This window comes from Nonomuraea sp. NPDC059023 (assembly GCF_042740095.1).
Classification (GTDB): Bacteria; Actinomycetota; Actinomycetes; order Streptosporangiales; family Streptosporangiaceae; genus Nonomuraea.
On sequence record NZ_JBHYIO010000115.1, the window covers coordinates 1 to 3,408 of the forward strand.

Here is a 3,408-nt window from a genome sequence, read left to right on the forward strand (position 1 = left end):
GATACTCCAGCGCCGACGCGCTCCTGAACGGCATCACCCCGCACCACGACATCCCACGTGTCACAGAATCGACACCTTGATTCTTTACGGCTCCACTACCTGCGCAACCTGCTCACCACCGTGCCCAAGAGCGCCCAGCCGTGGGTGGCGACCTTGGTGCGCACCATCTTCGACCAGCCCACCGCTGAGCAGATCCGCACCCAGCACGCCTGGGTCATCGACGCCCTGGAAGCCAAGTACCCCGCCGCCTGCGAGTATCTGGACGCCGCCCGCGAGGACCTGCTCGCCTTCGCCGCCTTCCCCCGCGAGACCTGGCGCCAGATCTGGTCCAACAATCCCCAGGAACGGCTGAACAAGGAGATCCGCCGCCGCACCGACGTGGTCGGCATCTTCCCCGACCGGCCCTCGATCATCCGCCTGGTCGGCGCGGTGCTGGCCGAGCAGACAGACGAATGGACCGAAGCCCGCCGCTACATGGGCCTGGACGTTCTGGCCAAAGCCCGCATCCGGCTCATCACCGGCGACACACCGGCCCAGAACCCGCTCCCGCGGACACTTACCGCTTAACCTGCAGAAACAGGATCACGCGAAGATCGATTCATACACCACGTCCGTGGACGTGACCGCGCGGGAGAATCCACGATGGGGGCTCCGACGCATCCGGGGCGAGCTGCTCGGCCTTGGGTTCCGGGTTGGGGAGGGGACGGTCCGGCGGGTCCTGGCAGGAGCAGGACTTGGGCCCGCGCCAACCTCTCGGGGCAATACAGCTAGCCGCCGAAGCCGGTCAGGTTTTAGCCCCTGCACCCTACGGCCGGCACATCGGCCATCCTCAGCAACTGACCGCCGTCGGCGAGCGTGGCCTTGAGCAGGGGCGCCGTGGCCGGCGGGCAAGGACCTGTGGAGCGGCTAAGGTGAAGGACACACCCCCCTTTTTTTTCGCACCGGGAACCACCATGCCGGCAGGACATCAGCACCTCATCCGAGTCGCCGCCGCAGAGGACCTTGACGCCCTTCAGGCCCTTGCCCGCCGGACGATCGACGCCTGTTACCGCGCGTTTCTGGGAGATGAGGCGGTGGACTGGTTCCTCGATAGCGGTGCGTCGGACGCCCACGTGAAGACCTATCTGGAGCAGGGCAAGGTGTACCACCTGAGCCACGATGGGCAGATCGCCGGAGTTTCCATCCTTGACGGCCCCACCATCGACGTGATGATGATCGACCCCGACCATCACCGTCGAGGGCTGGGCCGAGCCCTGCTCCGGCATGCGGAGTCGACCTTGTTCGCGCATCATGCCGCCATCCGGCTGGAGAGCTTCGCCGGCAACACCGCGGCCAACTCCTTCTACGAGGCATGCGGCTGGTCACCTGGCCGACGGCTGGAGGCGGAGGGACCGGCCAAGGTCGAGTACACCAAGCACCGCAGGATGGACTGAGCGGAACCGCGTGCGCTGACGGTGCCCCCGGAAAGTGGAGGTGGTGTCCGCGCGGCACGGCAGGACGAGCTCCCGGCGGGCGAGTCCGTCACTTGACAGGCGTCGCCGGCTGCTCGGTGAAGCGGACCGCCAGGTATGTCCCACGGCGGGCCGGAGTTTGCGGTTGGGTGGGCGGCCTGCTCTGGCCGGTGGATGGCGTACCGGTGAAGGGTCAGGGGTGAAACAGTCGCCACTGGGGCCGGACATGTACTCCTATGTCTGGCACCTTCGGCTTTGAGGAGACCCATCCGTGACCCGTCCACTGGGGGCGCGGGATCGTTTCGAGACGATCTACCATGCGTATTACCCGGCCATCCATCAATACGTCGCCCGCCGTACCGACTCACCTGACGACACCGCGGACGCCATCTCCGAGACGTTCCTCACCGCGTGGCGGCGCATCGGCGACGTGCCCGAGGGCGATGAGGCGCGCCTGTGGCTGTACGGCGTGGCCCGCCGCGTGCTGTCCAACCAGCGCCGCGGCGCATCCCGCCGGGCCGTACTGGCCGAGCGGCTTCGTGAGGAACTGGCAGCCGAGCGCCGCGCGGCCCCCGCGGATCTCGACCACGTGAGGGACGTGTTCGACCGCCTGTCCGCGCGTGACCGTGAAGTGCTCGCGCTGACCTGCTGGGAAGGCCTGACCGGGCAGCAGATCGGCAAGGTCCTCGGCTGTACGGCGACAGCCGTCCGCATCCGCCTGCACCGGGCACGCAAACGGCTGGCCAGAGAGCTGGGCGTGGCCGAAGAGGGAAACCCGACCGCGGAACTGAGGGGAGAGAACCTGTGAGCAAGATCGACCGCATGCTGAGGACCATCGATCCCGCTCCTAGCGCGCCGCAGGAGGGGCGGGGCGCGCGGGAGCTCATGGAGGAGATCGTGGCGACGCCCGCCGAGGTACGCAGGCGGTGGAGCTGGCCCGTCCTGCTGCCCCTGGCCGCGGTCATCGCGTTGGCCGCCGTCATCGGGGTGGCGTTCCTGCCGAAGAAGGCGCCGATCGCCCCCAGTGCCGCGCTGGCGTTCCAGCGGTCGGGCGACGACTGGCTCGTCACCGTCAGCGACCTCTACGTCGATCCTGAACGGTATCGGGAGGAGTTCCGCGCACGAGGATTGGACATCGAGCTGTCTTTCACCCCAGGCTCGCCCAGCGTGGTCGGGTCAGTCGTCTACCTGTCGACCACGGAAATCGTCTCTCTGACGAATGCGTGCGCGACAGACCCGACAGGCTGCACGATCTCGCTGCGCATCCCCGCGAAGCTGTCGGAAAAGGCGGCCATCGTATTGGCGCGGCCTGCCAAGCCGGGCGAGAAGTACGACACGATGGGCTTCGTGAACGCTCCCGGCGAGCTGCTGCACTGTGTCGCCTTCGAGAACATCACGGTCGGCGAACTGCGGAAGGCGCTGGCCAAGCGCGACGGCTCGATCACCGACTTCAGGATCATGGCCGGCGGGGAGTCCCGGAAGGTCACGGCTACGCAGGTGCCGGACAACTGGTTCGTCCAGGACGTCATGCCGCATGCCCTTGGCGAGGTGCGGATCTGGGCGGGTCCGGAGCCGGCGAAGCGCCCAGACCGGCAGGACCCCACAGAAGGTGACGCCTGCCGCGCGCAATGAAGCCCCGCAGCGCCGTATGCCGGCCGTTCTTGAGCCGTCCGGGCTGAAGTCGAGAGATCCCGTCTGATCTCGATGGTCAGGCGGGATCTTGTCGTTTCGGTGGTCCGTTCCTGCGGCCGGGCTCGGCGTGGATCAGCAGGTGCGTGTAGTGGGCGGAGCTCAGGTCGGCCGCCAAGCGTCAGGCGATCATCGAGGCCGCGCGGTCGGTGTTCCTCGCGGGCGGCTTCGCCGGGGCCAGTGTGGATGAGGTGGCGGCGCTCGCCTCCACCTCCAAACGCACCGTCTATGGGCTCTTCGGTGACAAGAAGGGGCTGTTCACCGCGGT

Annotated in this window: 4 protein-coding genes and 1 pseudogene; all 5 read left to right on the forward strand. The window is 67.6% G+C overall.

Features of this window, described 5'->3' with window-relative positions; translation table 11 throughout:
- Positions 1 to 87: 87 nt before the first annotated feature.
- Positions 88 to 567 (forward strand): annotated as a pseudogene (locus ACFWYW_RS59125) (transposase); the annotation flags it as partial.
- 344 nt (positions 568 to 911) lie between these two features.
- Positions 912 to 1,433 (forward strand): GNAT family N-acetyltransferase, encoded by a 522-nt coding sequence (locus tag ACFWYW_RS59130; protein WP_379627175.1) that lies wholly within the window; start codon positions 912 to 914, stop codon positions 1,431 to 1,433.
- Positions 1,434 to 1,722: 289 nt separating this feature from the next.
- The gene (locus tag ACFWYW_RS59135) at positions 1,723 to 2,259 is read left to right on the forward strand and encodes an RNA polymerase sigma factor (protein WP_379627173.1); all 537 of its coding nucleotides are present in this window, start codon (positions 1,723 to 1,725) and stop codon (positions 2,257 to 2,259) included.
- Between the two features lie 77 nt (positions 2,260 to 2,336).
- Positions 2,337 to 3,083: a hypothetical protein gene (locus ACFWYW_RS59140; RefSeq protein WP_379641471.1), complete on the forward strand. Its 747-nt coding sequence runs from the start codon at positions 2,337 to 2,339 to the stop codon at positions 3,081 to 3,083.
- Positions 3,084 to 3,271: 188 nt separating this feature from the next.
- The coding region (locus tag ACFWYW_RS59145; RefSeq protein WP_379641473.1) for a TetR/AcrR family transcriptional regulator at positions 3,272 to 3,408 on the forward strand (137 nt) is incomplete at its 3' end.

Coding starts and splice junctions, on each gene's coding strand:
- ACFWYW_RS59140 (WP_379641471.1), top strand. CDS start 2,337: ATGGAGGAGATCGTGGCGACGCCCGCCGAGGTACGCAGGCGGTGGAGC.